Origin of the sequence: Aeromonas sp. (assembly GCF_051657805.1) — a bacterium.
In the GTDB taxonomy this organism is placed as follows: domain Bacteria; phylum Pseudomonadota; class Gammaproteobacteria; order Enterobacterales; family Aeromonadaceae; genus Aeromonas.
The window spans coordinates 213,233-238,379 of the sequence record NZ_JBOFLJ010000063.1; the positions used below are offsets into that span (position 1 = coordinate 213,233).

A 25,147-nucleotide genomic window follows, 5' to 3' on the forward strand; every position below is an offset into this window, starting at 1 on the left:
TAAAAAGGAAATTCACGTGAATCCTATTGTAAAGTCATTCCAGTACGGTCAACACACCGTTACCCTGGAAACCGGTGTGATGGCCCGTCAAGCCACTGCGGCCGTCATGGTCAGCATGGACGATACCTGTGTATTTGTGACCGTCGTCGGCAAGAAAGAGGCCGATCACGGCCGTGATTTCTTCCCGCTGACCGTCAACTATCAGGAGCGTACCTATGCTGCTGGTCGTATCCCGGGTGGTTTCTTCCGTCGTGAAGGCCGTCCGAGCGAAGGCGAGACCCTGATCTCCCGCCTGATCGACCGTCCTATCCGCCCGCTGTTCCCGGAAGGCTTCCTCAATGAGGTTCAGGTGGTTGCCACCGTCATGTCCGTGAACCCGCTGGTTTCCCCGGACATCGTCGCCATGATCGGTGCCTCCGCGGCCCTGGCCATCTCCGGTATCCCGTTCGGCGGCCCCATCGGTGCAGCCCGCGTGGGTTACATGAACGGTCAGTACGTGCTGAACCCGACCACCAAGGAACTGCCGGAGAGCGATCTGGACCTGGTGGTTGCCGGTACCGCCAATGCGGTGCTGATGGTGGAATCCGAAGCGGCCATCCTGTCTGAAGAGACCATGCTGGGCGCGGTCGTCTACGGTCACGACCAGATGCAGACCGTCATCAACGCCATCAACGAATTCGCCGCAGAAGTCGGTACCAAGCCCTGGGCCTGGACTGCACCTGCCGTCAACGAAGCCCTGAAAGCCAAGGTGGCCGAGCTGGCCTCTGCCGAGCTGGGTGAAGCCTACCGCATCACCGAGAAGGCCGTGCGCTACGAAGCCATCGGTGCCATCAAGGCCCGTGTGGTGGAGCAAGTCATTGCCTCCGGCGTGGAAGAAGATGCCAAGAAGATCGGCGAAGAGTTCCACAGCCTGGAGAGCCGCATCGTCCGTGGCCGTGTGGTCCGTGGCGAGCCGCGCATCGATGGTCGCGATCCGGAGATGATCCGCGCCCTGTCCGTCGGCACCGGCATCCTGCCGCGCGCTCACGGTTCCGCCCTGTTCACCCGTGGTGAGACTCAGGCCATCGTGGTTGCGACCCTGGGTACCGAGCGTGACGCCCAGAACATCGACGAACTGTCCGGCCACCGCGCCGACCGCTTCATGCTGCACTACAACTTCCCGCCGTACTGCGTCGGTGAGACCGGCATGATGGGCAGCCCCAAGCGTCGCGAGATCGGCCACGGCCGTCTGGCCAAGCGCGGCGTCGCCGCCGTGATGCCGAGCGCCGCCGAGTTCCCGTACGTGGTGCGCGTGGTCTCCGAGATCACCGAATCCAACGGTTCCTCCTCCATGGCCTCCGTCTGTGGTTCCTCCCTGGCGCTGATGGACGCCGGTGTGCCGATCAAGGCCTCCGTCGCCGGTATCGCCATGGGTCTGGTGAAGGAAGAAGAGGGCTTCGTCGTGCTGTCCGATATCCTGGGTGACGAAGATCACCTGGGCGACATGGACTTCAAGGTTGCCGGTACCACCGAGGGTGTGACCGCCCTGCAGATGGACATCAAGATCGAAGGCATCACCAAGGAGATTATGGAGATTGCCCTTAAGCAAGCCCGTGGTGCTCGCCTGCACATCCTGAAGGTGATGGACGAAGCCATCCAGGCGCCGCGCGCCGAGATCTCCGACTTCGCCCCGCGCATCCACACCATCAAGATCAATCCTGAGAAGATCAAGGACGTGATCGGCAAGGGTGGTTCCGTGATCCGCGCCCTGACCGAAGAGACCGGCACCAACATCGAGCTGGATGATGACGGTACCGTCCGCATCTCCGCCGTCGACAACGATGCCGCCAAGGAAGCGATCCGTCGCATCGAGGCCATCACCGCCGAGATCGAAGTGAACCGCATCTACGAAGGCAAGGTTGTGCGTCTGGCCGACTTCGGTGCCTTCGTCAACATCCTGCCGGGTAAAGACGGTCTGGTGCACATCTCCCAGATCACCGATGCCCGCGTGCAGAACGTGGCCGACTTCCTGAAGATCGGTGACGTGGTGAAGGTGAAGGTACTGGAAGTGGATCGTCAGGGCCGCGTGCGTCTCTCCATCAAGGAAGCGAATGCACCGACCGAGGCTGCTCCGGCCGCCGAAGCCGTTGCCGTCGAGGCACCTGCCGCCGAATAAGGCTGCAGCGCTGTGAAAGAGCCGACCTCAGGGTCGGCTTTTTTTATGCTTCCTTTCTCCTGCGGTTGATTATGTCAGCAAGAGGCATTGTTCCTTTTGGCGCCAGTTGTTATAAGGGACGACTCCCCGCCTCGCTGTCAAAAGGAATTGCAGTATGTCATGGGCCTATCTCAGGCAATTTACCCCGCTGGTCTGGATCGTCATCCTGGGTACCTTCATGGTGCGGACCACCTTCTTCATGGTCTGGCCCTTCCTCTCCATCCTGCTCTACCGCGATTACGACCTCTCGGCGACCCTGATCGGTCTCATCCTGGGGGCGACGGCGGCCCTCTCCACCCTGGTCAGCTTCTATGGGGGCTGGCTGTCGGACAAGTGGGGACGGCGCAACATACTGCTGTTTGGCTGCCTGATCTCCGCCCTGAGCGTGGGATTGCTCGGCCTCTCCCATCAGGTCTCCTGGCTGGCGCTCGGGGTGATCGGCAGCGGTCTCTCCTACGGCTTGATCGACTCGCCGGGCAAGGCCCTGATGGCCGATAGCCTGGCCGAGCCCAAGGCCCGTGAGCTGGCGCTGCACTTGCGCTATTTCCTGCTGAACCTGGGGGCGGCCATAGGCCCCCTGCTCGGGGTCAGCTACGGTCTGAGCGCCCGGCAGGAGACCTTCCTGCTGCTCAGCGCCAGCTATCTGCTGCTGGGCTTCATCTTCATCATCGGCTTTCGGCTGGCGGGCTGTCAGGGGAACCGGGCGGCCGGTCCCGACATGCGTGCCGTGCTGCGGGTGCTCTGGCTGGACCGTGGCTTCCTGTTGTTGACCCTGGCCAACCTCTTGCTGATGCTGGTCTATGCCCAGTTCGAGTCACCCCTCATCCAGTACCTGACCCGGGCCGGGACGCCCGAGGTGGAGCACCTCATCGGCTGGTTGGTGGCGACCAATGCCCTGACCATAGTGATACTGCAGTTTCCCTTGCTGCATCTCACGGCCAGCTGGCACACCAAGCGCAGGCTGCAGCTCGGGGTGGCCTTCTTCCTCGGCGCCCAGCTGCAATTTGCACTCGGGGACACCGCCATCTGGTGGCACTGGATAGTGGCAGTGATCCTGCTCAGCATCGGCGAGTGCATCCTGTTCCCCTTGCTCAACGTGCTGGTCGACCAGATGGCGCCGGAGCACCTCAAGGGGAGCTACTTCGGGGCTGCGTCCATGTCCGGGCTGGGGATCGCCATCGGGGCCCTGCTGGGGGGCTGGATCCTGGCGAACTGGGGAGGCGCCTGGCTTTACGGCGTGATGGCCCTGCTCTGCCTGGCCATCTTGCAACTCTACGGATGGGGGGCGAGGACTCCCCGGCCAGCCCGGATCCGGGCCGAGGCCGAGTCCTAGAAACTAGAAGGTCAGCACCTTGTCGGCGGCCAGGGTCCACTGGGCCAGCAGGGGCAGGGTGCCAATCTCTATGCCTTCGATGAGGGGCAGGGGGCTGATGCCGCGGGCATCGGTGCAGGTCTTGCAGAGCCGGATCAGGGTGCCCTGGGCCAGCAGGATCTCCAGCATCTGGCGCAGGTTGTAGCCCTCCGCCGGAGCCTGGCCTGCCAGGGCGGCGCCGACGGCATCGGACATCAGGAACAGCTTCAGGACGACACCGCCCTGCTCGTTGAGGGCGATGGCGAGGCGCAGGGCGTTGAACAGGGACTCGCTGCCGTAGGGGGCGCCGTTGGCGATGATGACGACTTGCTGCTTCATGGGTCTCTCCACAGGGAAAAATGTCATTGTAGCGCCAGACGGATTCGATCAGCATGATGCAGTGCAAACTCTGTCGTAGCCCTTGCCCTGCTGGCTTGACCTGAGCGCATGAGTCGGGTCTCATGGGCAGCCATCCAGTATGAAAGCACCATGAGGTCGTTATGTGGAAAATTGCCGGAATTGGCATATTACTGTTGGCCGGGCAGGCCCATGCCAGTGAAAACGTCGGCTGCAAGGCCAAGCATCAGGCGGTGACGGATCAGCTCGTGTTCGCCAAGGCGCACAACAATGCCGAGCAGGTGGCCGGGCTGAAGCAGGCCCTGCGCAACATCGAGACCCACTGCACCGATGCCAAGCTCATCGAGGAGCAGCAAGAGAAGGTCGCCAAGCAGAAGGAAGAGGTGGAAGAGCGGCTGGCAGATCTGCAGAGCGCCCGGGTCTCGGGCAAGCCGGACAAGATCGCCAAGAAGCAGGTCAAGCTGGAGGAGTCCCAGGCCGAGCTGCTGGAGGGTCAGCGTGAACTCGAGGCGTTGCAGAAACTGGTCAAGCCCTGAGGGCGAGCAGCGCAATAGAAAAAGCCGGGCATGCCCGGCTTTTTCTATGGGGGTAAGGTGCGGCCCTGGAGCCGTCGACCTTAGTTGTTACTGCCTGTGCATCCTGACGAACTTGTCCAGCAACTGCTCCTCGGTTTCCACATGGGCGGGATCCCAGATGATGCAGTCGATGGGACAGACGCTGATGCAGGTGGGCTTCTCATAGTGGCCGACGCATTCGGTGCAGCGATCTGGATCTATCTCGTAGATCTTGGCCCCCAGGGTGATGGCCTGGTTCGGGCACTCGGGATCGCACATGTCACAGTTGATGCATTTGCTGGTGATGAGCAGGGCCATCTCAGGCGGCCGAGTGGGGCTGACGGGTATCCTGGCGCTCGCCGAGGTTGCGCAGCAGGATGCCGTAGTTGATGTCGACCTCTTTCGGGACCGGCACATAGACCACGTGGCCGTTGCCCGGCGCCGTGTCGATGAGCTCGCCCTTGCGGTTCTGCATCTGCTCCAGGTTGAAGCTGAGGTTGCCCTGGGGGGTCATCAGCTCCAGGTTGTTGCCCACCAGGAACTTGTTCTTCACTTCCACCTCCACCATGTCGCCCTGGCGACCGGTGATCTCGCCGACGAACTGCTGGGTGTCGGAGACGGAGTAGCCGTAGTCGTAGTTCTGGTACTCGCTGTGGTTGTGGCGGCGCAGGAAGCCCTCGGTGTAGCCGCGGTGGGCCAGGTTCTCGAGGGTACCCATCAGGGTCGGATCGAACGGGCGGCCGGCGACCGCGTCATCGATGGCCTTGCGATAGACCTGGGCGGTGCGGGCGCAGTAGTAGAAGGACTTGGTACGGCCTTCGATCTTGAGGGAATGGACCCCCATCTTGGTCAGGCGCTCCACGTGCTCGACCGCGCGCAGATCCTTGGAGTTCATGATGTAGGTACCGTGCTCGTCCTCGAACGCGGTCATGAATTCACCCGGGCGGTTGGACTCTTCCAGCAGTACCAGGGCGTCGCTGGGTTTGCCCTGGCCCAGGGTCGGGTCGACCTTCTGCACGGCGATGGGCTCCTGACGATGGACGATCTGGCCCACCTCGTCCTCTTTCCCCTCGTGCACCTTGTACTCCCAGCGGCAGGAGTTGGTGCAGGTGCCCTGGTTCGGGTCGCGCTTGTTGATGTAGCCGGACAGAAGGCAGCGACCGGAATAGGCCATGCAGAGCGCCCCGTGGACGAAGACTTCCAGCTCCATCTCCGGTACCTGCATGCGGATCTCTTCGATCTCGTCCAGAGACAGTTCGCGGGAGAGGATGGCGCGGGTCAGGCCCATCTGATGCCAGAACTTCACCGTGGCCCAGTTGACCGCGTTGGCTTGCACCGACAGGTGGATGGGCATGTCCGGGAAGGCTTCACGCATCATCATGATGAGACCGGGGTCGGACATGATGAGGGCATCCGGCTTCATGTCGACGACCGGTTTCATGTCGCGGATGAAGGTCTTCAGCTTGGAGTTGTGGGGCTGGATGTTGGCCACCACGTAGAACTGCTTGCCGAGGGCGTGGGCCTCGTTGATGCCAAGCTGCAGGTTCTCGTGATCGAATTCGTTGTTGCGTACCCGCAGGCTGTAGCGCGGCTGGCCCGCATAGACGGCGTCGGCGCCATAGGCGTAGGCGTAACGCATGTTTTTGAGGGTCCCGGCGGGGGAGAGCAATTCTGGTTTGAACATGTTGGACTCTTAATATCTGATTGCAAATCAGGACGGCGCCACCTGATGGCGTCGTATAGGTTCATCGGCACTGCGCGACCGTACTCGACGCACGGCCTCCGATGAGGGTTCACCCGGAGTACGAAATGGTTCGATACTCCCGATATAAAGGGTGCGAGATTGTACTCGCCAGCGGCTCATCATGCAATTTGAGCGGGTATGTTGAGGCGCCCATACTGTTCATTTTACGCTCAGACTGCCGATGTTAGGGTGTCGGAGGGAGTGCGTAACCGAGAGTTGACCGGAGAATGGATCTTTTCCGTGAAAAAGCCGCCTCTTCAAGTTGAAATTTTGGCCGACTCGGGAAAGAATGCGCGCTCGGTGATTGGTCTCGGGCGCGAGCGGATCGCAGCCAGGCCCGCCGAGGAGAAAATGGTCTCAGGCCCACAGGTACAGGAACTACACAGGAATTTTATGAATCCCCTTCGCATTGCCGCTTCGGCCCTATTTTGTACTCTGACCCTGGTCAGCCAGCAGGCCGCTGCCGTTGAATACGTGCTGCCCGCCGCCAACAGCCGTCTGATCGGTGAAAATCAGGAGTACGTGGTGCCTGCGGATAACCGTCCGCTTGAGCAGATCGCCTCCGACTTCCAGCTGGGCCTGACCAACATCATGGAAGCGAACCCGGGTGTCGACCCCTATCTGCCGACGCCGGGCAGCAAGCTGATCATCCCCCACCAGCTGATCCTGCCGAATGCGCCGCGCGAAGGGATCGTCATCAACGTGGCGGAGATGCGTCTTTACTACTACCCGAAAGGTCAGAACGTGGTGCAGGTGCTGCCCATCGGCATCGGCCAGCTGGGGGTGAACACCCCGGAGAACTGGATCACCAAGGTGGAGCGCAAGCGCGCCAACCCGACCTGGACCCCGACCGAGAACATCCGTCGTCGCTACGCCGCCCAGGGCAAGACCCTGCCCGCGGTCTGGCCGGCCGGCCCGGATAATCCCATGGGTCTGCACGCTCTTTACATCGGCAACCTGTACGCCATCCACGGCACCAACGCCACCTTCGGCATCGGCCTGCGGGTGAGCAGCGGTTGCGTGCGCCTGCGCGCCGACGACATCAAGTACCTGTTCGACAAGGTACCGGTCGGTACCCGCGTCCAGTTCGTGAACCAGCCGGTCAAGTCCACCGTCGAGCCGGATGGCGGTCGCTACATGGAAGTCCATGAGCCGCTGTCACGCAATGAGGCCGAGTTCAACTCCACCGCCTCGGTGCCGCTGCCCATGACGCCGGCCATCACCCGCTTCATCGCCCACGCCGACAGCGATTCCAACCTGGTCAAACAGGTGCTGGAACAGCGCTCCGGCATGCCGACTCGCCTCAATCCCGAGGCCTGAGCAGGCAAAAGAGTCTGATAACACAACGGCGACCCCAGGGTCGCCGTTGTCGTTTCTGCACGTTCGACTGACTCAGGCCGCAGGCGGGGCATAGAGGGCGAGGCGGTTGCCCTCTGTGTCCTCGATGATGACCCGGGAGCCGTGACCGCTGCCGATGCTGTGAAGGGGCTCCAGCACCCGACCGCCGAGCCTCGGCACCATCTCCTCTGCCGCCCTCAACCTGTCTCCGAGGGCGAGGTAGATGAGAGGGCCTGTGCCACCCGGCTGGTGGTACTCATCCATGGGGCCGAGGCAGGCGGCCGCGTTGTTGCCATCGTGGCGCAGCATGGCGAAGCGGATCTCCTCCTGGACCGGCGTGACCTCCACGTCGAGCAGGGCCGCGTAGAAGGCCATGGCGCGATCCAGATCCCGGGTCGGAATGTCGGCCCAAACCAGGGTGTTGTCCATCTTGGTATTCTCCAGCAATATCCGGCCGATGCGACCGGCGGCTCTTGGAACCAGCCTGCGATCTTACTGCGAGGCGTGATCAAGGTTCCTGCGCTGCTCTTTACCGAGCTTCCGACCTCTCGCGACAGATCGTCAACAGGTTCTTAGAGGGTAGGAGCGGTCCATGGGGGTTGCCAGCCATAAAAAAGCGGCGCCTGATGGCGCCGCTTTTGCGTGAGGAAGCGAGAGGTTACTTGCCCGCTATGCTCAGGCCACCGAAGCGGATAAGGGGGGCGTAGAAGCCCTTGCCATCGTCGTGATGCAGCACATCGCCGACCGCCTCCAGCTCTCCCAGCAAACGATAGAAGTTGCCCGCCACCGTGATGCCGCGCACCGGTTGCATCCGCTCGCCATCCCGGCACAGGAAGCCGGAGGCGCCGAACGAGAAGTCACCGCTCACCGCATCGGCGCCGGAGTGCAGGCCATCCAGCTTGACCAGCTCCAGATACTCGCCGGCCTTGACCTCGGCTTCGGTGTGAGGACCCGCACCAAAGACCAGGTGACGGGGAGCCACATCCAGGGCGCCCCGGGCGCTGCGGGCCGCCGCGCCGTTGCTGGTCACGCCGAAGTGGTGGGCGCTGGCGCTGTTGTGCAGCAGGGTCTTGAGCTCCCCCTCACCGATGAGCAGCAGATCCCGGGTCGGCGTTCCCTCACCGTCGAACCCCTTGATACGCATGCCCCCCGGCATATAGACCCGGCTCTCCAGGGTGAGCCAGCGGGAGGCCACGCTCTGGCCGAGCTTACCGCGCCAGGGGTTGATCCCCTGCTGGGCCCACTTGCCCGACAGCGCCGACTGGAAGCAGCCAAACAGGCTGGCCAGGCAATCGAGGCTGAAGATCGCGCCGTAGCGACCGCTCGGCACGGCTTCACCGGGCAGCAGGCCATCGGCCATGGCATGGATCTGGGCGATGAGGCCGCTCGGGTCGAGTTCATCGAAACGGCGGGCGATCTGCCCCTGATAGTGCATGGCGTGGCGGCCATCCCGCTCGACCAGGGCCGAGCTGTAGCAGCCGACGCTGAACTCCCCGTGCTGGCAGAGGGTCCCCTGGCTGTTGGCGAGCCAGAGTTGGCTCTCCCCCTCGTACAGGCTGTTGTAGGGGGCGCCGGTCACATCCGGCAGGGCCAGGATCTCCGACTCCAGACGCAGGGCCAGGGCGATCTTCTCCTCCACCGGCGTGCCGTCTGGCTGATGGATCTCGGTGCAATCCGTATTGAGCCGGCTCTGCTGCACCGAGATGCGCTGATCCGGGTCCACCTTGGCGAAGCGGCTGGCATCGAGGGCATCCTGCACCATGGCGTCCAGTGCCGACTCGTCCAGAGATTCGGAGTAGGCGAGGCCGACCCGGCCGTCCTTGATGAGGCGGATGCCGAGCTGCTGGCTGCTGGTGACCTTGTATTCACTGAGCTCCCCCTTGTCCGCCTTGAGGGAGAAGGCCCTGTCCTGATTGGCGATGATGTCCGCCTCGGCGCCAAGGTCCGCGACCTTGTCCAACAGGCGGGTGAGCAGCGGGTTCATGTCGAGGGTGCTCATCAGGCGTTACCTCCTACCAGGATGTTGTCGACCTTCAGCTGGGGCTGACCGACGGAGGCGGGGATGGAGCCCGACACCGAGCCGCACATGCCCGCCGAGATGGCCAGATCTTTACCCACCATGGAGATTTCCTGCAGGACTTGCGGGCCGGTGCCGATCAGGGTCGCCGACTTGAGGGGCTTGGTGACCTTGCCCTTCTCGATGAGGTAGGCCTCCTGCACGTTGAAGTTGAACTCGCCGGTACCCGGTTGCACCGAGCCGCCCCCCATGCGCTTGGCATAGATGCCGTATTCCACCGATGCCAGCATCTCGTCCAGGCTGTGGTGGCCTGCCTCTATGTAGGTGTTGCGCATGCGCGACGCCGGGGCGAAGCGGTAGGACTCGCGCCGACCCGAGCCGGTACGGGCATAGCCGGTCTTGAGGGCCCCCATCCTGTCCACCAGGAAGCCGGTGAGCACGCCGTCCTTGATGAGCTGGGTATGCTGGGTCGCCATCCCCTCGTCATCGACGTTGATGGAGCCCCAGGCGTTGCCCTGTAGCCCTTCATCCACCGCGTTGACCACGGGGTTGGCGATGAGCTGGCCCATCTTGTCGTGGAACACGGAGGCCTTCTTGGCCACCGAGGTGGTCTCCAGCAGGTGGCCGCACGCCTCGTGGAAGATGACGCCGCCAAAGCCGCTCTCCAGAATGACCGGCAGGGTGCCGCTCGGGCAGGGTGCCGCGCCGAGCTTCACCAGCGCCTGGCGGGTGGAGGAGAGGGCCAGCTCCCGGGGATCGATGAGGGCCGCATGTTCCCAGCCCATCATGGCCCCCGGGGCCTCATAACCCACGCTCTGCTCGCCGCCGTCCAAGGCTATGGTTTGGGCCGTGATGCGGTTGTAGTGGCGGCGATCACTCACCTGTAGCCCTTCGCTGTTGAAGATCTCCACCTCCTGCTCCCAGCCAAGGGCACTGCCGGAGAACTGGCTCACCTTGGCGCTCTCGGCGCGGGCGGCGGCGTCCATGGCATGGAGGTAGGCAATCTTCTGCTCCAGCTGCTTGTCCGCCGACAGGGGCAGGGCGATGGGGTTGCGATCGTTGAGTCGGGTGAAATCAAAGGCGGTGGCGGTCACCACGGGATCCCGCCTGTCCTTGGCTGCCAGGAGGCTCACGATGCGCAGCAGCTCGGCGCGATCGGCCAGGTTGGTGTAGCCGTACAGCACCTTGTGGCCGTAACAGAGGCGCACCCCTATGCCGAAATCGAGGCCACCGCTGATGGCCTCGATCTGGCTGGAGAGCAGGCTGAGCTGGCTGCGGCGCTTGCGCTCCACAAACAGCTCGGCGAAGTCGGCACCCAGCGCCAGGGCGTGATCGAGCACGTCGCGGGCGATGGCGGGGGCCAACAGGGAGAATGGAGTCATAGAATATCCTTTTCTGGTCTGTTTCCTGTTTGCTTCCGACGCTCTGGTTGAGATTGTTATGGAGCGTCGTCTGCATTGTTGCAGACCAAGATGAAAAAGTCGCCATGGCATCAGGCGATGAGTCCGATTGGAAAAACAGGAGCAGTAACTGCGTCCGAGCGGCGGGGGTCGCCCGGATTTGGGAAGGTCCCGGGGTCAGGCCGCCGCCGAGACGACGGCCATCGTCAAACCGGCAAGTCAGAGCAGCTCGTGGATCTCGCCCAGGATCTGGTCGACCCACTGCTCGATGCGGGAATCCGTCTGGTCGTACTGGTTGGCATCGTCGAGGGCCAGGCCGACGAAGTGGCGGCCATCGTCGATCAGCGCCTTGGAGGCATCGAATTCGTAGCCCTCGTTCGGCCAGTAGCCCACCAGCTTGACCCCCTTGGGCAGCAGCTGATCGTGCAGCAGGCCCAGGGCATCCTGATACCACTCGCCGTAACCCAGCTGATCGCCCATGCCGAACAGGGCGATGATGCGTCCCTCCAGTTCGACGTTCTGGATGTCTTCCCAGCGGGATTCCCAGTCTTCCTGCAGCTCGCCGAAATCCCAGGTGGAGATGCCGAGGATCAGGATGTCGTACTCCTGCATGCGGGCGAGGGGCACATCCTTGATGTTGTGGAGATCGACCAGCTCCGGGCCGATGAGGGCGCGGATCTTCTCGGCGGCCATCTCGGTGTAGCAGGTGGTGGAGCCGTAAAACAAACCTATCTTCATCGCACTTCTCTTGAAAGCAGTTGGCCGCAGCCGGTGGGGCTGCCGGTGCCGGGCTCCCTGAGGGGGACCGGGGGAAGAGCGCCAGTCTAGCAGATTGCCGGTCGCCCTTCATCGGGCAAGAGGGTACTTGGCCGATGCCTGGCGCATCGGGTCGCGCTACAATGGCCCCTCGTTTGCCAAAGATCCGAGCCCCATGACCAAGCCAGCTCCCGCCCAGCACCATCATCCCCTCATAGAGCCCTTCCTCGACGCCCTCTGGCTGGAGCGGGGGCTGTCGGACAACACGGTCACTTCCTATCGCACCGATCTGGAGAAATTTGCGCTCTGGCTCGACAAGGCGGGCAGCTCCCTGCTGCTGGCGAAGCTGGATGAGATCCAGCACTACCTCGCCTGGCGGGTGGATCAGCAGTTTGCCCCGAGCAGCACGGCCCGCTTCTTGTCGGCCCTGCGCCGTTTCTATCAGTACCTCAATCGGGAGAAGCTGCGAGCCGACGATCCCACAGTGCTGCTGGAGGGGCCCAAGTTGCCCAAGAAGCTGCCTGCGGATTTGAGCGAAGCCGAGGTGGAGGCGCTGCTCATGGCCCCCCTGGTGGACGATCCCCTGGAGCTGCGGGACAGGGCCATGCTGGAGCTGCTTTACGCCACCGGGCTGCGGGTCTCCGAGCTGGTGGGGCTCACCGCAGAGCACGTCAGCCTGCGCCAGGGGCTGGTGCGGGTAGTGGGCAAGGGCAACAAGGAGCGACTGGTGCCCATGGGGGAGGAGGCCATTCACTGGCTCGAGCGCTACTTCAGGGAGGGGCGCACCCTGCTGCTCGGTGGCACCAGCTCGGACGTGGTCTTCCCCTCCAAGCAGGCGAGGATGATGACCCGCCAGACCTTCTGGCACCGCATCAAGCTCTATGCCCAGCGCGCAGGGATCCGGGGCGAGCTCTCCCCCCATACCCTGCGCCACGCCTTCGCCACCCATCTGCTCAACCACGGCGCCGATCTGCGGGTGGTACAGATGCTGCTGGGCCACGCGGATCTCTCCACCACCCAGATCTACACTCATGTGGCCAACGAGCGGCTCAAGGCGTTGCACGGGGAGCACCACCCCCGGGCCTGACGCAGGCCGTCTGCGAGTATTGCACCCATAAAAAAACCGCCAGCAGGCGGTTTTTTTCAATGCACGACAGGAGGTGGGATTATTTGCCCTGCTGGGATTTGAGCAGATCCCGGATCTCGGTCAGCAGCTCCTGATCCTTGGTGGGGCCGGCGGGGGCGGCCGCCTCTTCCTGCTTCTTCTTCAGGGTGTTGATGGCCTTGAGCCCCATGAAGATGGCGAAGGAGATGATCAGGAAGTCGATGATGGTCTGGATAAACTTGCCGTAAGCGATGACCACGGCGGGAACATCTCCCTCGGCGGCCTTCAGGGTGACGGCGAGATCGCTGAAGTCCACGCCCCCCAGGATGAGGCCGATGGGGGGCATGATGACGTCGCCCACGAAGGAGGAGACTATCTTGCCGAAGGCGGCGCCTATGATGATACCCACCGCCATGTCGATGACGTTGCCTCTGGCCGCAAAGGCCTTGAACTCTTGAATCAGACTCATGTTCCCCTCCAAAAATGGGATGGAGGCGGCCGCTACCGCCCCTCGGTTTGAATAATAAAGCATCAGGAAAACAGAGGGATGACCATCGTGTTTCCTGTCGTCCCGTTTAGCTTGCGGGGCATCGGTCCAATTGGCAACCTTCCGGAATAGGAATTTTTAACATTCGGCCCTATTAATCTATCGCTAACTAAACCGGTCACAGGGGCTGAATCGGCAGCCGAGCCGCTGGCGTTGAAGTTTGGATCGGCCGGGAATAAGGCCTTTGACCGAGGCATTGGAGAGAGAAAAGGGCCATGGTCTCAGCCATGGCCCTGGAGGTTTTAGGAAACCCTGTTTACGCCCTTAAGGAGTCGGGCAATTCGGACAGACCGGGCAGAGCGGGCAGGTGGCGGTTGCCGTATCCGTGTCGCTGCCAAAGCCGAGCGGCGCCGTCCCTGTGGCCGTGACCGTGTCGCTGAAGGAGATGGACCCCGGATTCTCGGAGCCTGCGCTGCCCGGGGTATAGGAACCCGAGTAGTCCTTGCAGCTCGCCGCGCTCAGCGCGCCTATGGCGTGGACGAAGTCATCGGCGGTATTGGCCGGTGTGCCGTGATCATCGGTGACTGTGACCCCGCTCAGGTTCAGTGGCGGTACGCCACCCAGACCCGTGGTGTTACAGACCTGGCCACTGTAGTCGACCCTGATCACCAGCTGGCTACCCGCATCGATGACCTTGGTATTACAGGCCTTGGTGACGCTGATCCCCGGCGTTCTCTCTACACGGGGACAGGCGGCCGTGGCGGAAGCCGTGATCGACTGCACCCCACCGTTGCTGGAGGCGGCCTTGACGCTGATGCCGTTGGTCGGCGCATTACCGGTGGACTCGAAGCTGCCGGTGTAGTTTTCAGCGCTTCCCTTGGCGATGGAATCGAACGTATCGACGACGAAGTCATCGCTGGTATCGGCCGGGGTGCCGTTGTCATCGGTGACGACCACGTTATAGATGGTACCGAAGCCACCGTTGGTGACCGTCCCCTCGAAGTTGAAGGTGAAGCCGGTTTCATCGCCGTTGAGATCGCCGCTGGTACAGGTCTTGGTGATCTCGACCTTGCACAGCTCAAAGTTATCCAGCACGAAGTCTTTCTGTGCCGCGGTGAAGGAACTGGAGGAGCGGGTCTCGGCCATGAAGCTGCTGAAGCAGCCATCACTGCCCCCCACTATCTGGCTGAGGTTTATCCCCCCCTCGAAGAAGCTCTCGAAGGGGAAGATCCCCTTGGTGCCGCTCTTCGGGGTGTAGTCGCTCCACAGGCCGCTGACGCCGTTCGCCAGGGCGCTGCCGGGGACGGGCACATTACCCGTGTTGGTCAGGGCGCAGGCGAGGTTGGCACCGCCTTGATTGGCGCAGACGACGTCGTTGGCCCCCGAGCCTTGCAGCTTGAGCCGCAGGTTGGTGGCGGCGCACTGACCCGCTTGCGGGTTGTTGTTGGCAGCCTTGCTACAGGTCGGATCCCAAGTCACGACGGCCAGGTAGGGGACCGCGTTGCTCGCCTGGGGGAAGTTGATGAGGACGAGGGTGTCCCCCACGGTATGCTTGCCGCTGAACTTGCCGTTGGGCAGGGCGGTCACCTTCTGTTTGAAGAACCAGAAGCCCATGAAGGCATCACCAACGTTTGAAATTCTGTCGGCGCCGAAATAGAGCAACAGATCGTTGTTCTCGTTGTAAGCGGCGGCATAGGCATGGGTCAGGTCATCCTTGTCGGGGACGGATCCATCGCTCCAACCCCATTTATCGATGTCCAGTATGTCCTTGTCCCCCCCTCCGTGGATGGTTCTGGGGGCCGTGTCCTGAATGATGCCGGTAAACTTGGTGGCCCCACCGCTGCTGGGCGGGGTGGCCCAGTCATCGCTGTTGGCGACCGGGTTATCATCCTGGGGGTTGGCATCGAGCTCGAACGGTGACTCCGCCGTCGCGGCCCATACCGGTACGCTGAGTGCCATTAGCAGGGCCGTGAGGCCCAGGCGCTGCCGCCAACAGCGGGGCCAGAGATGCGTGAATTGAGTACCCATGTTGCATTCCTTCTGCTTGGTGTTGTCCATGTCGTCCGGCTCATCTTGCGTAGCGGGATCGGCGCAGCACCAGTGCAGGCTTTGTTCCAAGTTATTAATGCATTGAAAGTAAACATAAAATGTAGAAGTTGGCGGGTTGGGATGCTGAGGCGTTGTTAGCTGAATGGAGCAAAGATCCGGGTGTGCCCGGCGCCGGGGCCCGACAGACGGGAAAAGGCATCTTTTGGCACTGTCTCTGCAGTGGAACAGGGGGAGGGCGTTCTGAGTATCATGGCCGCCAGAATTGTTAAAGAAACATTGATATCAGATTGATTGATAATGATTTATTTGTTTTTTGCTCACTTTTGAATCCCATTTCGCATCCTGTCTCATGAGTGGCACAAGTACGCCGTCTATCCAATACTTTGCACATTATTCAGCCGCGGTGCGGTGGAGTGTTGTAAATGAATATGCGTACGCTGCTGTGCGTCAACACCGACGAAGTCTGGTGCCCCCCGCCACAGCTCTCTTCCCTTGGGTGGCATATCTGCCTGGTGTCATCGCCGCAGGAGGCCTTCAGTCTCTATGCACAGCAGGGCCCCAGAGTGGGTCTGGTGTTGCTGAGCGAGGGCTCCGCCGAGGCGCTGGAGGCCCTGTTTCGCCAGACCTGTGGCACCATGATCTGGGTGGCCCTCGTCCCCCCTCATCTGCTCGCCCAGCCCAGGATGCAGGAGCTGTTGCTGAACTACTGCTTCGACTATCACAGCCTGCCGGCGGGAGATGATCGGCTGCTGGCCGTGCTGGGGCATGCCTTTGGCATCGCCTGTCTGAGGGGCAATACGCTGCGCCCCTGTGACCATGGTAAGGAGAGCGGGGGGCTGATCGGTAACAGCCCCGCCATGCAGCAGGCCATGGGGCGAGTCGAACGCCTGGCCAGGGTCGACTCCTCGGTGATCCTGCAGGGGGAGAGCGGCACCGGCAAGGAGCTGGTGGCTCGCCAGATCCATCGCCAGTCAGTGCGGGCGGATGGTCCCTTCATTGCCATCAATTGCGGCGCCATCCCGCCCTCCCTTATCCAGTCAGAGCTCTTTGGTCATGAGAAGGGGGCCTTCACCGGCGCCTGGCGGCGCCACATCGGCTGCGTGGAGATGGCCCACCGCGGCGTCCTCTTCCTCGACGAGATAGGGGATCTCCCCCTGTCCATGCAGGTCAACCTGCTGCGATTCCTGCAGGAGCGCACCATAGTGAGGGTCGGCGGGGTTGAGCCCATCGAAGTGGATATCCGGGTCATCGCCGCGACCAATCGATCCCTCGATCAGGAGATGGCGCAGGGTCACTTCCGGGCCGATCTCTTCTATCGCCTCTGCGTGCTGGATCTCGCGCTTCCCCCTCTGCGGGAACGCGGGGAGGACATCATGCTGCTTGCCCAGTATTTCCTGACCAAGATGGGGGGCATCCTGAACCCCCAGGTGCAGGGATTCACCGCCTGTGCCACCCGCCAGATGCTGCAATATCACTGGCCGGGAAATGTGCGGGAGCTCAAGAACCGGCTGGAGCGGGCGCTGGTCCTGTGTGACGGGCACCGTATCGACCATCAGCATCTGGGGCTGTCCCTGCCACAGGCTGAGGGAGGCATACGGCCTCTGAACCTGGTCAGGGCGGAGGCGGAGTGTGAGGCCGTGCGCCGTGCCCTGGTGCTCTGCGGCAACAATGTGACCGAGGCGGCCCGCCACCTCGGGATCTCCAGGCTGACCCTCTACCGGGTGCTGGAGCGATCGACCCCCCCGCTGCCTCCGGAGGCTCAGCTCTCCTGAGGGGCTTTCCCCTTCACCCCGTGCTCTGCCGCTGTTAACCCCCAGGCCCCTGGCGTGTATGATACCGCCTCGCCATTGGCTCATCCCATTAGAAGACAGGACTGAATTCATGCCCCTGCAAATTCGCCGTCGTCCCCGGGTGGATGACTCCCACCTTCCCGCCAACCTGCATCCGTTGCTGCGCCAGATCTTCGCGAGCCGCGGGGTGGAGGATCCCGCCTTGCTGGAGCGCAGTGCCAGCCACTTGTTGCCTCCCCAGCGTCTGTTCGGCATGGAGCAGGCGGTGCCCCTGCTGGCGGCAGCCCTGACGGCCCAGAAGCGGATCCTCATCGTCGGGGATTTCGACTGTGACGGCGCCACCAGCTCGGCCCTGTGTGTGCTGGCCCTGCGGGCCATGGGGGCGGAACATGTCGATTTCCTGGTGCCCAACCGCTTCGAATTCGGCTACGGCCTCACGCCGGAGATTGTTGAACTGGCGGTGGCTCGCCGGGCCGAGTTTCTCATCACGGTGGACAACGGCATCTCCAGCATCGCCGGGGTCGCCGCCGCCAAGGCCGCCGGCATGCAGGTTCTGGTCACCGATCATCACCTGCCGGGCCACGAACTGCCGGATGCGGATGCCATAGTGAATCCCAACCAGCGGGGTTGCGACTTCCCCTCGAAATCCCTGGCCGGGGTCGGGGTCGCCTTCTACCTGATGGCGGCCCTCAACACCCACCTGCGCCAGGCGGGCTGGTATGAGCGCTTGGGGATCCGCCCCCCCAATGTGGCGGATTACCTGGATCTGGTGGCCCTCGGCACGGTCGCCGACGTGGTGGCGCTGGATGGCAACAACCGCATCCTGGTGCATCAGGGTCTGCAGCGGATCCGGGCAGGCCGTTGCCGACCCGGCATTCAGGCGCTGGTGGACGTGTCGGGTCGGGACGGCCGCCGCCTGTGCGCCGCCGATCTCGGCTTCGCGCTGGGCCCACGCCTCAATGCGGTGGGTCGGCTCGATGACATGTCGCTCGGGGTTGCCTGCCTGCTGTGCGACGACATCAACCTGGCACGTCAGCTGGCCGCCGAGATGGACAGCCTGAATCAGGAGCGCAAGGAGATAGAGCAGGGCATGCAGCAGGAGGCGTTGGCCACCCTGGAGCAGATCCGCTTCCGCGATGGCGAGGTGCCCAACGGCATAGTGCTGCACAGGGACGAGTGGCATCAGGGGGTGGTGGGGCTGGTGGCCTCCAAGATCAAGGAGAAGTACTACAGACCGGTGATCGCCTTCGCCGAGAGCAGCGACACCGAGCTCAAGGGCTCGGGGCGCTCCATCCCGGGCGTGCACCTGCGCGACGCCCTGGAACGGCTCGACACCCGAAATCCCGGCCTAATGGGCAAGTTCGGTGGCCACGCCATGGCGGCGGGGCTGACTCTGCCCAAGGCCAATGTCGAGGGTTTTGGCCGCGCCTTTGAGGCCATCATAGGTGAACTGGTGACCCCCGAGCTCTTGACCGGGGTGCTGCTCACCGACGGCGAGTTGTTGCCCGACGAGCTGAGCCTGGAGCTTGCCGAGCTCATCCGCGCCTCCGGCCCCTGGGGTCAGGCCTTCCCCGAGCCGCTGTTCGATGGCGAGTTCCTGCTGGTGCAGCAGCGGCTGGTGGGGGAGAAGCACCTCAAGATGATGCTGACCACGGACTCCGGCCATGCGGTGGATGCCATCGCCTTCGGGGTCGATCTCAAGCGCTGGCCAGACGCCTCAGTGAAACGGGTGCGGCTGGTCTATCGCCTCGATGTGAACGAGTGGCGGGGCAATCGCAGCGTGCAACTGCTGGTGGAACATCTGGAGGCGGCTGGCCTCTAGCCAGTTTCCGAACCCTGCTGAGCAAAAACGGCCACCCCTGGGTGGCCGTTTTGCATTGGGAGATGGCAAGGCAGGGTTGACCCGTCTATAGCTTCACAGTTTAAGCTCTCCTTCATCGGGTCAAGTGACGACCCGCATCACGAGTGGTTGCCATGAAAATATCCGAACTGGCCCGTCGCTGTGGCCTCGCCCGCTCCACCCTGCTCTATTACGAGAAGCTGGGGGTGATCGAGGGCGTGCGGGCCGCCAACGGCTATCGCCACTATGACGAGGCCGATCTGCAGCGGCTGCAGATGGTGAAGGCGCTGCAGGCTGGCGGCCTCAGCCTCAAGCAGTGCCTCGCCTGCCTGGCCGGCGAGATGGATAAGGCTGAGCTGCGGGCGCGAGTGGAGGAGCTGGACATTGAGCTCAGCCGGATTCAGCGGGCGCGGGATCTGCTGGCAGATCTGGCGGGCATGAGCCGTGAGTCCGGCGAGGAATTCAAGGCCTGGCAGTTGCGCCTGCAACAAGAAGCGCCCCAGGCCTATTTCGACTGGGTGATGAAACAGGGCTTTGGCGAGCGGGACCGTTATCACCTGCAGTGGCTCAGCAAGGACATGAACGAGCACGAGCGCTACATCACGGATTTCAAGCGCTTACTGGATGGTATGAGCCACTGGGGCCCGGGGGATCGCGCCTTTACCCAGCAGCAGTTCGAGGCCCTCGCCATGATCCCCAACCGCATCCTCGACATCGGCTGCGGGCGCGGCGCCGCCACCCTGGCGTTGGCTCAGGTATGCGACGCCCCCATCCTGGCCATCGATCTGGACGAGAGCGCCCTGACCGCCGTCGAGCGCTCGGCCAAGGCGGCAGGCTTAGGTCAGGTGAGCACCTTGTGTACAAGCATGGCTGCCCTACCGGCAGATCTGGCACCGGTGGATCTTATCTGGGCGGAGGGGAGCGCCTACGTGATGGGCTTCGCCGAGGCGCTGACCGCCTGGCGGCCCCTGCTGAGTGTCCCCCACGGCAGGTTGGTGGTCAGCGAGCTGGTGTGGCTGACCGACGAGCCCCCGGCCGAGGCCAGGGCATACTGGCAACAGGGGTATCTCGGCATGCAGACCCTGGATGGCTTGCTTGCGACCATCCGGGCCAGGGGCTATGAGTGCCTCTCCCATACCCTGTTGCCAGAGCGGGCGTGGCACAACTATCTGGAGCCCATGGCGCGCAATCTGGCGCGCCTCGAAGGGGAACTGGGAGAGTCGGCGGCCTTTCGGGACTTAACCCAGGAGCTTGCCATGCACCGCCAGTATCTCGGCCATTACGGCTATGTGATGTGCTGCCTGCGGGCAGCCTGACAACAACATTCAACAGGAGACAAGATGACTATCCATATCCGACCCGAAACTCGTGCCGACAGCGACGCCATCGAGGCGCTGACCATAGCCGCCTTCCTGGAGGCGCCCCACACCGATCACAACGAGCAGTTGATCATCTGCGACCTGCGCAAGGCTGGGGCCCTCAGGCATTCCCTGGTGGCGGAGCAAGACGGGATCATCGTCGGTCACCTCTGCTTCTCGCCGGTGACCATCAGCGATGGAAGTCAGGGCTGGCTTGGCCTCGGCCCCATCGCCGTGGCGCCCGAGAAGCAGGGGAAAGGCATAGGTGCCCAACTGATGCGGGCAGGACTCGACGCCCTGGATAGCGAGGGGGTAGCTGGCTGCGTGGTGCTGGGGGATCCCGGTTTCTACGGCCGCTTCGGCTTCGTGGCCGATACCCGTCTGCACTTGCCCGGCGTGCCGGCGGAATACTTCATGGCCAGACGCCACGGAGATGAGCAGGCCAGCGGCGAGGTGAGCTATCACTGCGCCTTCAACCAAGGCTGAGCCTGGTTGATGGTGAAGGGAGGGCAGGGATGCCCTGCCTGTTTAAGGCCCGTTCACGCTACCCGAGATGCGGCCATATTTCCCTTCTCAGAGGTGCCAGCCTGGCTCCTTCCTCCTGCAAAACAGGGTCGAATCGTGATATATTCTGCCCTGTCTTATGCACTGCACCCTTGACCGCACTGCTCACCATATTCTGAAGGTACCCGCTCCCTTGCCAAGCCTTGGTCGATTACAGACAGGGTTGATGTCCCTTGGCATCGCCTGCATCCTGTGGCTGGCCGCCATCATGGCGGCAGGGTTGGATGCATCCGTGCGAATGGCGAGTGCTGAGTCACCGGCGGTGGTGCAGCTCTATCAGGTTGCGGATGGCCGACTGACCAAGGAAATCGGTCTGCCACCGGGCGGCCAGTGGCGACTCAGCCTGGAGCAGGGCAGGCGACTGGAAAGCAGCTCATCCCCGGAGTTCTATCGGGAGCTGCTCGCCTGGTTCCAGCACGACATCCTGGGGCTGTTGTGCGGGCTCCTGTTCTTCCTGCCGCTCATCTACCTCAGGCAGGGTTCCGATCACTTCGGCTCTCTCCACCGGCGTCTGCTGGGGTGCCACCATCTGCAATTTCGTTTCTGCCACGGTGACTGACGACGGGTTCGCCCCCAAGCGCGCGGCCGGATCCCTGTCTGCCTGATTGGTTCCCCGGAGCCAGACTGCCCATTCCCGGCGTTCGCCACGCGCTTCCTGATCCCGTCCCATGGCCTTTCGCCCTGGGGCCGGCCCTGTCTGCGCAAATCCGTGAGCCTATCCGATGGAATATTATGTAAGCCTGTTTATTCACTCTGTCTTTGTCGAAAACCTGGCCCTGGCCTTCTTCCTCGGCATGTGTACCTTCCTGGCCGTATCCAAGAACATCAACACCGCCTTCGGCCTCGGCATGACGGTGCTGGTGGTGATGGTGATCGCCATCCCCCTCAACAATCTGATCTACCGCCATATCCTGCGTCCTGACAGCACCTTCCTCGGGGAGTTTGATCTGAGCTTTCTCGATTTCATCGTCTACATAGGGGTGCTGGCGGCCCTGGTGCAGGTGATGGAGATGGTGCTCGACAAACATTTCCCGGCTCTCTATCACGCGCTGGGCATCTATCTGCCGCTGCTGACGGTGCACTGCGCCATCTTCGGTGGCGTCATGTTCATGGCCCAGCGGGATTACGACTTCATCGAATCCATAGTGTATGGCGCGGGCTCGGGGCTCGGCTGGTTGCTGGCCATCGTCGCCATCGCCGGCCTGCGCCAGAAGATGAAATACTCGGATGTGCCGGAGGGGCTGAGGGGTATCGGCATCACCTTCATAGTGGCGGGGCTGATGTCGCTGGGCTTTATGTCGTTTTCCGGGATCTCGCTGTGAGCATCGGCTCGCCATGACATGACGAGAGAAGGTTGATGGCGGGTGCCATCAGCCCAGCGTCTTGGCCATGTTGTAGCCCGTGATGTGAAAGCCCAGCTCTTCGTAGAGGGCCCTGGCTCTGGGGTTGTCATAGGCGACCCGGAGCTTGATCTGGCTGACGCCCATGGTCTTGAGCTCGGCCTCCAGCACCGCCATGGCGGCTTTGCCATACCCCAATCCACGATGGGCCGGGAGTGTGTAGAAGTCATAGATAAAGGTGGTGTGGGCGGTGCCGTCGACACAGTGCCAGAGATAGCCGGCTGTGCTCGCCGTCGATGTGACCTCGTTTCCCGTATTGCCACTCACAGGATCATTGACAGGGATGATGCAGAGCAGGCTCTGGCCCGATGTGGCGGCCCCTCGGGGCAGGTATTGCAGTAAGGAAGCTTCGGCCTGCTGACGGGCATCGGCCAGGGCCAGCCCGTGATTGCTGGCGAGATCCTGGGCATAGTCCTCGATGAAGTAGTCGCGATAGGCGGGGAAATCCGCCTCACCCATGGGGATCAGACGAACAATGGGGGTAGGCATTGGCGTTGCACTCAAGGAAAGGGAGTCGCTACCTTAACCCCGGAGCCCGGAACTAGCCAAGGGGTTGGCCGAGTCCGGATTACGCAATAAAAAAAGAGCGCCCAAGGGCGCTCTTTTTTTATTGCGGGAGAGGTTATCTGACCTCTCTGTCGGGCGAGGTCATTTGACCTCTTCACCCTTGGCTTGCAGATCCGCGTGGTAGGAAGAGCGCACGAAGGGACCGCAGGCTGCGTGGGAGAAGCCCAGATCCATGGCCACGTCTTTGAGCTCGTCGAACTCTGCGGGCGGCACGTAGCGCTTGACCGGCAGGTGGTGGCGGCTCGGCTGCAGATACTGACCCAGGGTCAGCATGTTGACGCCGTGCTCGCGCAAGTCCTTGAGTACCTGCACGATTTCCTCGTTGGTCTCGCCCAGACCCATCATGACACCGGACTTGGTCGGCACATGGGGGTGCATCTCCTTGATGCGACGCAGCAGCTCCAATGACCACTTGTAGTCGGCGCCCGGACGGGCGACCCGGTACATGCGGGGGGCGGTTTCCAGGTTGTGGTTGAACACGTCCGGCGGGGTCTCGCGGAACACCTCGAGGGCCTGCTCCATCCGGCCGCGGAAGTCCGGGGTCAGGATCTCGATGCGGGTCTGGGGGCTGTGCTCGCGGATCTGCTTGATGCAGTCGGCGAAGTGCTGGGCACCGCCGTCCCGCAGATCGTCGCGGTCCACCGAGGTGATCACCACGTATTTGAGACCCATCTCCTTGATGGTCAGTGCCAGCTTCTTCGGCTCATCGGGATCCAGCGCCAGCGGGCGGCCGTGGGCCACGTCGCAGAAGGGGCAGCGGCGGGTGCATATGGCACCCATGATCATAAAGGTGGCCGTCCCATGGTTGAAGCACTCCGCCAGGTTGGGGCAGGAGGCCTCTTCACATACCGAGTGCAGCTTGTTCTTGCGCAGGGTGCTCTTGATGTGCTCGATCTTCTGGCTCGACGGCGGCAGCTTGATCCGCATCCAGTCCGGCTTGCGCAGCACTTCCTCGTTGGGATCCGGCATGAATTTCACCGGGATCAGGGCCATCTTGTCGCCATCGCGCAGCTTGACGCCCGGCTCCATACGAACGGGTTTGCTCATGATTCACTCTCGGTGTTTGTTATTGTCTGATTGATGGCCATCGGGGCTGTACCCTGATGACCGCGGGGCATGAGCATGTTCATGCCGCCTCTTCGGTATTCGTGATCCCTTGATAGCCGATCAGCCTGGCCAACTCCATTACCAGCACGGATTGTGCCTCGGCCACGCTCTGTGGGCCGCCGATGGCGCTGGTCTGGGTCATGGCCATGCCCGCGTAGCCGCAGGGGTTGATGCGCAGGAAGGGGGTCATGTCCATGTCGACGTTGAGCGCCAGCCCGTGGAAGGAACAGCCCTTGCGGATGCGCAGACCCAGCGAGGCCAGCTTGGCCTCCATGCCGAGATCGTCTTTCACGTAGACGCCGGGGGCGTCGGCCTTGGCGTAAGCCGAGATGTCACTCTTCGCCAGGGTATTGATGATGGCGGTCTCGAGGCAGGTCACCAGCTCGCGTACCGAGAGCTTGCTGCGGCGCACATCCACCAGCACGTAGAGCACCAGCTGACCCGGGCCGTGATAGGTCACCTGGCCACCGCGATCGCTCTGTACCACGGGGATGTCACCGGGGGCGAGCAGGTGTTCGGCCTTGCCGGCCTGACCCTGGGTGTAGACGGGATCGTGCTCCACCACCCAGAACTCGTCCGGGGTGTCGGGGGTGCGGCTGTCGGTGAAAGCCTTCATGGCATCCCACACCGGCTGGTAGGGGCGACGGCCAAGCTGTCTGACGAGCAACTGTGGCTGAGCAGGCGTTTGAAGTGACATCTTTCCTCACTGACGGGCGCTTGAACCCAGAAACCGGGTACTCAAAAATTGCTCGCCCCTGAGGCGGGGCGAGGGAGGCGACTCACAGGACGTAGCGCACCAGCTCGATCTTGCCAAGGGCGGTGTACATGGCTTCGATGTGTTCCTTGCTCTGGGCGGTGACCGTCACTCGAACCGAGTGATAGTTGCCTTTGGAGCTGGGCTGAACGGTCGGGCTGTAGGTGCCGGGGGCGTGCTGCTGCAGCACTTCCACCACCATGTCCGGCAGGGCAGGGTCGGCCACGCCGAGCACCTTGAACGGGAACTTGCAGGGGAACTCCAGCAGTTCATCAAACTTGGTATTCATTTGCTCACCTTTTTCGTCGTCCACAGGGCGACGTCATCTTTAATCTTGCATGGCCCCGCGGGGCCGCCAGTCCCTGTCAATATGGGCACGGCCCACGCCGGGATCAAGGCCCGGGGGATGCGACAA

Annotated in this window: 24 protein-coding genes; 11 read left to right on the forward strand and 13 right to left on the reverse strand. The window is 62.7% G+C overall.

Going from position 1 to position 25,147, the window contains the following annotated elements; all coding sequences use genetic code 11:
* The first annotated feature begins 16 nt into the window (after window positions 1-16).
* The gene (gene pnp / locus ACRCYW_RS21165; protein WP_438551945.1) at window positions 17-2,155 is read left to right on the forward strand and encodes a polyribonucleotide nucleotidyltransferase; all 2,139 of its coding nucleotides are present in this window, start codon (window positions 17-19) and stop codon (window positions 2,153-2,155) included.
* A 154-nt stretch (window positions 2,156-2,309) separates the two neighbouring features.
* Window positions 2,310-3,527, forward strand: coding sequence for an MDR family MFS transporter (locus tag ACRCYW_RS21170; protein WP_438551946.1), 1,218 nt, complete (start codon window positions 2,310-2,312; stop codon window positions 3,525-3,527).
* Between the two features lie 3 nt (window positions 3,528-3,530).
* Here ACRCYW_RS21170 and ACRCYW_RS21175 read toward each other — a convergent pair whose 3' ends face one another.
* The gene (locus tag ACRCYW_RS21175) at window positions 3,531-3,884 is read right to left on the reverse strand and encodes a DsrE/DsrF/TusD sulfur relay family protein (protein WP_438551947.1); all 354 of its coding nucleotides are present in this window, start codon (window positions 3,882-3,884) and stop codon (window positions 3,531-3,533) included.
* Window positions 3,885-4,045: 161 nt separating this feature from the next.
* Between ACRCYW_RS21175 and ACRCYW_RS21180 the strand changes: the two genes are divergently transcribed.
* The gene (locus ACRCYW_RS21180) at window positions 4,046-4,438 is read left to right on the forward strand and encodes a DUF1090 domain-containing protein (protein WP_438551948.1); all 393 of its coding nucleotides are present in this window, start codon (window positions 4,046-4,048) and stop codon (window positions 4,436-4,438) included.
* 87 nt (window positions 4,439-4,525) lie between these two features.
* Here the strand turns inward: ACRCYW_RS21180 and ACRCYW_RS21185 are convergent, their stop codons facing one another.
* Complete coding sequence (locus tag ACRCYW_RS21185; RefSeq protein WP_438551949.1) at window positions 4,526-4,774, reverse strand: YfhL family 4Fe-4S dicluster ferredoxin; 249 nt, start codon at window positions 4,772-4,774, stop codon at window positions 4,526-4,528.
* 1 nt (window position 4,775) lies between these two features.
* Entirely contained in the window at window positions 4,776-6,140 is a 1,365-nt protein-coding gene (gene trhP, locus ACRCYW_RS21190; protein ID WP_438551950.1) for a prephenate-dependent tRNA uridine(34) hydroxylase TrhP, read from the reverse strand.
* A 453-nt stretch (window positions 6,141-6,593) separates the two neighbouring features.
* On the opposite strand from trhP, the gene ACRCYW_RS21195 reads away from it, so the two are divergent.
* On the forward strand, window positions 6,594-7,520 hold the full coding sequence (locus tag ACRCYW_RS21195; protein ID WP_438551951.1) for a L,D-transpeptidase family protein: 927 nt from the start codon (window positions 6,594-6,596) through the stop codon (window positions 7,518-7,520).
* Window positions 7,521-7,592: 72 nt separating this feature from the next.
* Here the strand turns inward: ACRCYW_RS21195 and ACRCYW_RS21200 are convergent, their stop codons facing one another.
* From ACRCYW_RS21200 to fldB, 4 genes are all read right to left on the reverse strand, one after another.
* Window positions 7,593-7,985, reverse strand: a complete 393-nt coding sequence (locus tag ACRCYW_RS21200; RefSeq protein WP_438551952.1) for a VOC family protein — start codon at window positions 7,983-7,985, stop codon at window positions 7,593-7,595.
* Between the two features lie 211 nt (window positions 7,986-8,196).
* Window positions 8,197-9,537 (reverse strand): TldD/PmbA family protein, encoded by a 1,341-nt coding sequence (locus ACRCYW_RS21205; RefSeq protein ID WP_438551953.1) that lies wholly within the window; start codon window positions 9,535-9,537, stop codon window positions 8,197-8,199.
* A complete protein-coding gene (locus ACRCYW_RS21210; protein WP_438551954.1) occupies window positions 9,537-10,937 on the reverse strand; it encodes a TldD/PmbA family protein in 1,401 nt (466 codons plus the stop codon). The genes ACRCYW_RS21205 and ACRCYW_RS21210 overlap by 1 nt, the downstream gene beginning before the upstream one ends.
* Window positions 10,938-11,174: 237 nt before the next feature.
* Window positions 11,175-11,693, reverse strand: coding sequence for a flavodoxin FldB (gene fldB, locus ACRCYW_RS21215; protein WP_438551955.1), 519 nt, complete (start codon window positions 11,691-11,693; stop codon window positions 11,175-11,177).
* A 193-nt stretch (window positions 11,694-11,886) separates the two neighbouring features.
* On the opposite strand from fldB, the gene xerD reads away from it, so the two are divergent.
* A complete protein-coding gene (gene xerD, locus ACRCYW_RS21220) occupies window positions 11,887-12,798 on the forward strand; it encodes a site-specific tyrosine recombinase XerD (RefSeq protein WP_438551956.1) in 912 nt (303 codons plus the stop codon).
* Between the two features lie 79 nt (window positions 12,799-12,877).
* Here the strand turns inward: xerD and mscL are convergent, their stop codons facing one another.
* Together mscL and ACRCYW_RS21230 are read right to left on the reverse strand one after the other, a co-directional pair.
* Entirely contained in the window at window positions 12,878-13,285 is a 408-nt protein-coding gene (gene mscL / locus ACRCYW_RS21225; RefSeq protein ID WP_349919145.1) for a large-conductance mechanosensitive channel protein MscL, read from the reverse strand.
* Between the two features lie 342 nt (window positions 13,286-13,627).
* Window positions 13,628-15,421, reverse strand: a complete 1,794-nt coding sequence (locus ACRCYW_RS21230; RefSeq protein WP_438551957.1) for a hypothetical protein — start codon at window positions 15,419-15,421, stop codon at window positions 13,628-13,630.
* 353 nt (window positions 15,422-15,774) lie between these two features.
* Here ACRCYW_RS21230 and ACRCYW_RS21235 point away from each other — a divergent pair, with 353 nt between their 5' ends.
* From ACRCYW_RS21235 to nqrE, 6 genes are all read left to right on the forward strand, one after another.
* Window positions 15,775-17,124, forward strand: a complete 1,350-nt coding sequence (locus ACRCYW_RS21235) for a sigma 54-interacting transcriptional regulator (protein ID WP_438551958.1) — start codon at window positions 15,775-15,777, stop codon at window positions 17,122-17,124.
* Window positions 17,125-17,233: 109 nt separating this feature from the next.
* Window positions 17,234-18,964, forward strand: a complete 1,731-nt coding sequence (gene recJ / locus ACRCYW_RS21240) for a single-stranded-DNA-specific exonuclease RecJ (RefSeq protein ID WP_438551959.1) — start codon at window positions 17,234-17,236, stop codon at window positions 18,962-18,964.
* A gap of 152 nt (window positions 18,965-19,116) precedes the next feature.
* Window positions 19,117-20,298 (forward strand): MerR family transcriptional regulator, encoded by a 1,182-nt coding sequence (locus ACRCYW_RS21245; RefSeq protein WP_438551960.1) that lies wholly within the window; start codon window positions 19,117-19,119, stop codon window positions 20,296-20,298.
* A gap of 24 nt (window positions 20,299-20,322) precedes the next feature.
* Window positions 20,323-20,826 carry a GNAT family N-acetyltransferase gene (locus tag ACRCYW_RS21250; protein ID WP_438551961.1) on the forward strand — a complete coding sequence of 168 codons (504 nt, stop codon included), beginning with the start codon at window positions 20,323-20,325 and terminating at the stop codon, window positions 20,824-20,826.
* Window positions 20,827-21,070: 244 nt separating this feature from the next.
* On the forward strand, window positions 21,071-21,463 hold the full coding sequence (locus tag ACRCYW_RS21255; protein WP_438551962.1) for a hypothetical protein: 393 nt from the start codon (window positions 21,071-21,073) through the stop codon (window positions 21,461-21,463).
* Window positions 21,464-21,626: 163 nt separating this feature from the next.
* Window positions 21,627-22,226: an NADH:ubiquinone reductase (Na(+)-transporting) subunit E gene (gene nqrE, locus ACRCYW_RS21260; protein ID WP_438551963.1), complete on the forward strand. Its 600-nt coding sequence runs from the start codon at window positions 21,627-21,629 to the stop codon at window positions 22,224-22,226.
* Between the two features lie 48 nt (window positions 22,227-22,274).
* Here the strand turns inward: nqrE and ACRCYW_RS21265 are convergent, their stop codons facing one another.
* The 4 genes from ACRCYW_RS21265 to ybeD all read right to left on the reverse strand — a co-directional run bounded on the left by ACRCYW_RS21265 (window position 22,275) and on the right by ybeD (window position 25,021).
* Complete coding sequence (locus ACRCYW_RS21265; RefSeq protein ID WP_438551964.1) at window positions 22,275-22,793, reverse strand: GNAT family N-acetyltransferase; 519 nt, start codon at window positions 22,791-22,793, stop codon at window positions 22,275-22,277.
* 159 nt (window positions 22,794-22,952) lie between these two features.
* Entirely contained in the window at window positions 22,953-23,918 is a 966-nt protein-coding gene (gene lipA / locus ACRCYW_RS21270) for a lipoyl synthase (RefSeq protein WP_371165303.1), read from the reverse strand.
* A gap of 79 nt (window positions 23,919-23,997) precedes the next feature.
* Window positions 23,998-24,675, reverse strand: a complete 678-nt coding sequence (gene lipB, locus ACRCYW_RS21275) for a lipoyl(octanoyl) transferase LipB (RefSeq protein ID WP_438551965.1) — start codon at window positions 24,673-24,675, stop codon at window positions 23,998-24,000.
* Window positions 24,676-24,757: 82 nt separating this feature from the next.
* Complete coding sequence (gene ybeD, locus ACRCYW_RS21280; RefSeq protein WP_010673756.1) at window positions 24,758-25,021, reverse strand: DUF493 family protein YbeD; 264 nt, start codon at window positions 25,019-25,021, stop codon at window positions 24,758-24,760.
* Window positions 25,022-25,147: the final 126 nt, after the last annotated feature.

Excerpts from the sequence above, each read along its gene's own strand:
- ACRCYW_RS21170 (WP_438551946.1), top strand. The coding sequence starts at position 2,310 with ATGTCATGGGCCTATCTCAGGCAATTTACCCCGCTGGTCTGGATCGTC.
- ACRCYW_RS21175 (WP_438551947.1), bottom strand. The coding sequence starts at position 3,884 with ATGAAGCAGCAAGTCGTCATCATCGCCAACGGCGCCCCCTACGGCAGC.
- ACRCYW_RS21180 (WP_438551948.1), top strand. The coding sequence starts at position 4,046 with ATGTGGAAAATTGCCGGAATTGGCATATTACTGTTGGCCGGGCAGGCC.
- ACRCYW_RS21185 (WP_438551949.1), bottom strand. The coding sequence starts at position 4,774 with ATGGCCCTGCTCATCACCAGCAAATGCATCAACTGTGACATGTGCGAT.
- trhP (WP_438551950.1), bottom strand. The coding sequence starts at position 6,140 with ATGTTCAAACCAGAATTGCTCTCCCCCGCCGGGACCCTCAAAAACATG.
- ACRCYW_RS21195 (WP_438551951.1), top strand. The coding sequence starts at position 6,594 with ATGAATCCCCTTCGCATTGCCGCTTCGGCCCTATTTTGTACTCTGACC.
- ACRCYW_RS21205 (WP_438551953.1), bottom strand. The coding sequence starts at position 9,537 with ATGAGCACCCTCGACATGAACCCGCTGCTCACCCGCCTGTTGGACAAG.
- ACRCYW_RS21210 (WP_438551954.1), bottom strand. The coding sequence starts at position 10,937 with ATGACTCCATTCTCCCTGTTGGCCCCCGCCATCGCCCGCGACGTGCTC.
- fldB (WP_438551955.1), bottom strand. The coding sequence starts at position 11,693 with ATGAAGATAGGTTTGTTTTACGGCTCCACCACCTGCTACACCGAGATG.
- xerD (WP_438551956.1), top strand. The coding sequence starts at position 11,887 with ATGACCAAGCCAGCTCCCGCCCAGCACCATCATCCCCTCATAGAGCCC.
- mscL (WP_349919145.1), bottom strand. The coding sequence starts at position 13,285 with ATGAGTCTGATTCAAGAGTTCAAGGCCTTTGCGGCCAGAGGCAACGTC.
- ACRCYW_RS21235 (WP_438551958.1), top strand. The coding sequence starts at position 15,775 with ATGAATATGCGTACGCTGCTGTGCGTCAACACCGACGAAGTCTGGTGC.
- recJ (WP_438551959.1), top strand. The coding sequence starts at position 17,234 with ATGCCCCTGCAAATTCGCCGTCGTCCCCGGGTGGATGACTCCCACCTT.
- ACRCYW_RS21245 (WP_438551960.1), top strand. The coding sequence starts at position 19,117 with ATGAAAATATCCGAACTGGCCCGTCGCTGTGGCCTCGCCCGCTCCACC.
- ACRCYW_RS21250 (WP_438551961.1), top strand. The coding sequence starts at position 20,323 with ATGACTATCCATATCCGACCCGAAACTCGTGCCGACAGCGACGCCATC.
- ACRCYW_RS21255 (WP_438551962.1), top strand. The coding sequence starts at position 21,071 with ATGTCCCTTGGCATCGCCTGCATCCTGTGGCTGGCCGCCATCATGGCG.
- nqrE (WP_438551963.1), top strand. The coding sequence starts at position 21,627 with ATGGAATATTATGTAAGCCTGTTTATTCACTCTGTCTTTGTCGAAAAC.
- ACRCYW_RS21265 (WP_438551964.1), bottom strand. The coding sequence starts at position 22,793 with ATGCCTACCCCCATTGTTCGTCTGATCCCCATGGGTGAGGCGGATTTC.
- lipA (WP_371165303.1), bottom strand. The coding sequence starts at position 23,918 with ATGAGCAAACCCGTTCGTATGGAGCCGGGCGTCAAGCTGCGCGATGGC.
- lipB (WP_438551965.1), bottom strand. The coding sequence starts at position 24,675 with ATGTCACTTCAAACGCCTGCTCAGCCACAGTTGCTCGTCAGACAGCTT.
- ybeD (WP_010673756.1), bottom strand. The coding sequence starts at position 25,021 with ATGAATACCAAGTTTGATGAACTGCTGGAGTTCCCCTGCAAGTTCCCG.